Source organism: Xanthomonas sp. SHU 166, assembly GCF_000364685.1.
Classification (GTDB): Bacteria; Pseudomonadota; Gammaproteobacteria; order Xanthomonadales; family Xanthomonadaceae; genus Xanthomonas_A; species Xanthomonas_A sontii.
This window is the reverse complement of record NZ_AQOJ01000163.1, coordinates 1-4,726: the sequence shown is the minus strand read 5'-3', so window position 1 is coordinate 4,726 and position 4,726 is coordinate 1. Positions and strand designations below refer to the sequence as shown.

At 60.2% G+C, this 4,726-nt stretch carries 2 protein-coding genes; both read left to right on the top strand.

Annotated features, from left to right (window positions below; translation table 11 throughout):
• Positions 1–3,656: hemagglutinin repeat-containing protein (locus D180_RS06080; protein WP_017912089.1), on the top strand; the 3,656-nt coding region annotated here is incomplete at its 5' end.
• 9 nt (positions 3,657–3,665) lie between these two features.
• Positions 3,666–4,073 carry a hypothetical protein gene (locus D180_RS22875; protein ID WP_081616415.1) on the top strand — a complete coding sequence of 136 codons (408 nt, stop codon included), beginning with the start codon at positions 3,666–3,668 and terminating at the stop codon, positions 4,071–4,073.
• Positions 4,074–4,726: the final 653 nt, after the last annotated feature.

Genomic DNA, 4,726 nt, shown 5'->3' with positions numbered 1-4,726 from the left:
CCGGCCACGACCTGCTCTCGCAAGGCGCGCAGGTCGCCGGCACCGGCAATGTGGTCGTTGCTGCGGGCAACGACCTGACGCTGGAGACGGCGCAGAACATGCACAGCGAGGAGCACGAGAAGAAAACGAAGAAGTCCGGCATGTTCGGCAGCGGCGGCATCGGCGTGACCTTCGGCACGCAGAAGATCCAGAACAATGCCGACACCGCCGATGTGACGCATGTGGGCAGCACGGTCGGTAGCGTGGAGGGCGACGTCACGCTGGTTGCGGGCAATCGTTACGCGCAGACCGGCAGCGACGTGCTGGCCAATGCCGGCGACATCACGGTGAAGGCAAAGGACATCGCCATCACCGAGGTCCACGACACCACCGATGCCGAGCAGCGCAGCAAGTTCAGCCAAGGCGGCTTGTCGATCACGCTCAGTTCCGCAGCACTGAACCTGGCCCAGTCCGCTTACGATACGGCCAAGGCTGGCTCCAAAGTCAGTGGCGATGCGCGCATGCAGGCGCTGGCGGCGGGGTCCGCGGCCTACAGCGCCTATGGCGCCGCCAGCTCGCTGAGTCAGACCGGAAGCGCACTGGCCAGCGGCAGCGCCGCAAGCGCTGCGCAAGGCGCGAACATCAGCATCGCCGTGACGGTGGGTGGCAGCAAGAGCGAGAGCAAGAGTACCCAGTCGGCCGACCAGGCCAAGGGTTCCAAGCTACAGGCAGGCGGCGACGTCAATCTGATCGCTACTGGCGGCGGCGATGCGAGCAACCTGCTGGTACGCGGCAGCGACGTCACCGCTGGTCACGACCTGCTGCTGGCCGCCGATCATGATGTCACCATCGAGGCCGCGAAGAACACGGCCGAACAGCACAGCACGAGTAAGAGCAGCAGCGCTGCGGTCGGCGTTGCGATCACCTACGGCGCTGATGGGTTCGCGGCGGGCGTGACGTTGAGCGCCAGTGGGGCGCGTGGCAAGGCCAATGGCGAGGATGTCAGCTACACCAACAGCCATATGGCTGCGGGCAACAACGCCACGATCATCAGCGGCAACGACACCACGCTCAAGGGCGCACAGGTCTCCGCGGACAAGGTGATCGCCGATGTCGGCGGCAACCTCAACATCGAGAGCCTGCAGGACAGCAGCAGCTACGCCAGCAAGGACAAGTCGATCGGTGGCAACGTCACGTTCGGCATCGGGTTCAGTGCCAGCGCCAGCTACAGCAGCAACAAGGTCAATGGCGACTACGCCAGCGTCACCGAGCAGAGCGGCATCCAGGCCGGCAAGGGCGGGTTCGACATCACCGTGGGCGGCAACACCGACCTGAAGGGCGCGGTGATCGCCAGCAGCCAGGATGCGATCGACCAAGGCAAGAACCGCCTGAGCACCGGCACGCTGACGTACAGCGACATCGCCAACACCAGCAGCTATGACGCCAAGGGCATCAGCCTGTCGGGCGGCTACAGCGTCGGCACCGACGACGATAAGGCCAAGGGCAGTGAGGGCCAGACACCTTCCACCACCAACAATGGCAGCAAGTGGTCCTGGCAGAACTACAACACCGGCGCCAACGGCAGTGCGGCCGGCTATGGCCATGAGAGTGGGAACTCGCAATCCACCACGCACAGCGGCATCAGTGGCGGGGCGCTGGTCATCACCGACGAAGCGGGGCAGCAAGCCAAGACCGGCAAGAGCGTAGCGGACGCGCTGGCGGGCCTGAAGCGCGATGTCGTTACGGGCGATGACGCCAATGGCCTGACCAAGCAATGGGATGGGCAGAAGCTGCAGGAGCAGGTGGCGGCGCAGGCGCAGATCACGGCGACGTTTGGGCAGCAGGCCACGCATGTGATTGGCGACTACGCCGAGAAGAAGATGACGGAGGCGGCAGACCTACGTCGGCAGGCCAATGACACGACCGAACCTGACCAGAAGGCGCAACTGACCGCACAGGCCGACCAACTGGAAAGCCAGTGGGGCGACAACGGCAGCTTGCGCGTACTGGCGCACACCGTGGTGGGGGGACTTACAGGCGGGCTAGAAGGTGCGACGGGCGCCGCTGCAGGCACGCTCGCTGCGCCCGCCGTGGCAACCGCGCTGCGGGATGCAGGCGTCACCGGACCGTTGGCGGACACGTTGACCGCCTTGGCATCGACTGCTGCGGGTGCGGTGGCGGGCGGCACTGCGGGTGCTGCGACGGCCAGCAATGAAGTGGTGAACAACTATCTCAGTCACGCCGAGCGGATGGAATATCTGAAGGCGGCGTTGGAGTGCGCACAGACTGGCGAGTCGTGTGGAGTGGCCGCCGGCTACGAAGTCAAATCCAACGAGAGAAACGAAGCACTCAAGGATGCTTGCACCGATCGCACGAGTGCGGGATGTCAGGCGGCATTGGCAGATGCTCTCAACGCCGCCGACGATCAGAAGGCGCATCAAGCAGATTACATGTCTTGGCTGATGGAGAATGGCGCCAAGATCAAAGCGCTGAGCGGTGTAGCGAGTAACGAGACGCTGGAGTACGGCGTGGTGACCCATACCACTACCGAGGATCTTCAGCATAAGATCGTATGCGCGATGGCGGGTAGTAACTGCAGCGACCCAGCGCTCAAGCTACAGACGTACTTAGGCAATGTTTCCCTGGGTTACGCGGTACAGGATACGCTGCTGCGAGCCGCGTTGACCGGGGCTGGTACACAGGTGGGCTCGGTAACCAGAACGGGAGAAACCATCGCTGGAGTCGTTGAAGGAATTTGGAGCCTGACACCCTACGAGCGGTTTAAGAGCAGTTACGACGATCTTGGCTATTTGCAGGAAAACGGGATCGGCGCATACATGGATCGAAACCTCGATCAAGGCGCCAAGTTGCTGCATGCTGTAAAGGACTACGCTTCAAATTTCGGGTCGGCGGTCGCCACTGGAGCACTCGGCTCTTGGGATATCTATGATCTGTATGAGCAGGGGAAGACCCAGGGCAAGGTTGGCGTCGATATCCTCAGCCTCCTTGTTCCCACGGGTGCGGCTGGCGAGGCGGGCACAGTCGCGGCAAAGGCGGGAACGGCCTTTACTGCAGACGAGCTGATTGCCGCGTACAGACAACTGAAGCCTGTCGTAAGCGAGGGGACGGCAAATGTAGCAACCGCTGGGGAACTGGTAAACTACCTGCGGCAGCTTGAACATGCAGATTCTTCAGCTAACGGGATAGCCGGTGGTGCAAAAGCGACTGGTCAGGCTCTAGAAACCACCAAGCCCGTGACCATCAGCGGCGGCCGAGCCATCGACAAGGCACAGAGCTATGAAAGTGGTGTGCGAGATATATATGGAAGTGTTCCATATGCTGAACGTCAGTACACAACAATCATAGACGGAGAGCGAGTAAATGGTGTCGCTGATAACGTAACGATTATTGATGGAAAGCGGACTGCTGTTGAGGCTAAGTTTGTAGAGGATTGGGAGAGTTCCATTCGGAACCCGACTAGCTCCTCAGGTTTGAAACCTTGGTCGGTTGCAGAGCAAACCAAGATGGTGGATCAGGCAAAGAAATATTCGTCAGGTTTTGAAGGTGGCGTTATTTATCATACGAATAGCCCAGAGCTGGCTAGTCAGTATTCGAAATTGTTTACAGAGGCGGGTGTTACGAACTTTAAGTTTGTGATTACTCCAGTGAAGAATTGAGGTTGCGTCATGAATGATCAGCTTGAAAGGTTAGAGCGGATACTTGGTGGAAAGCTGGAAAGAGCAGATGCCAGGATTGTTCCAGGAACTGATGGTGCATCTACTCGCGAGGCTATTTATTTCTCCGATGATGGGAAGAATAAGTTCAGAAAGCAGTTTAAGAACATAACCTGCTTTACTGACCCACCTAATGCAACTTGTGGCGGCATCAATGAGGCTGGGTGCGATATTACACCTCCAGGTGGCCCGCTTTTTCATGCTGCCATATATCACGGCGATATTGCTGGCTGGCGAAAGGACATGGAAGAGGGGGGCAAGGGGCTTGGTTTGCTCCTTGCTCGAATAGAGGGAGATCAATTTGTTATTTCGGATGGCCGCTCATTTCCGCTGTCAGAGTGCAAGATTGAGTTTCCTTGAATAAAAATAGCCCCGGCACTGCCGGGACTATTTATTTCAGTCCGCCGTAATCACCAAACAGCCCTGCATCACCCGGATGCGTATCCGCTCGTTGACCTCGAACCCGGCCTGTTGCAGCCAGTAGCCGCGTAGCTTGATGCCGGGGACGATGCGGTCGCAGGTGTAAGGCGGGTTCGCCGAGCGGCGGGTAGTAATCGGCGGCGATGGTGGCGAAACGTTCAGTTCTGGGCGTGACTGCCCTATGATCGGCCTTAGCCATGGTCAGCTCCTTGTTAGCTGCTTGTGGTTGGCGGGCTTTCGGTGTTCGCGCACCGTTGGCCCGCTCTTCTTCGTTTACTCCTTCCCCTTCGTTGCCGGTGTTGCCACACGGGCAATGGCTCCGGCGGTTTCAATTTGCAAGCGCAACATGTGATTTGAAGCGCGGCATCTGCGTCTCATGTTCAGAGCGGCGTACAGGCGGTACTGACCGCCGGCGGCGCACCGGGCCGGTACCAGCCGATCGCCGCAGGTGGTCGGCGGCGTCGGCGCGCCGCTGGGCAACATCGTGTTGCCGATGGGCGGGCTGTACCGCCTGGTCGGCAGCAGCGGCGCCAGCGTCAACACGCTGGGTCGGGCTGCCAACGGCCTGGGCGGGGTCAAGGCCAACAACAGCG

Bases quoted from the DNA above. Each gene is read 5' to 3' on its own strand.
- D180_RS22875 (WP_081616415.1), top strand. From the start codon at position 3,666: ATGAATGATCAGCTTGAAAGGTTAGAGCGGATACTTGGTGGAAAGCTG.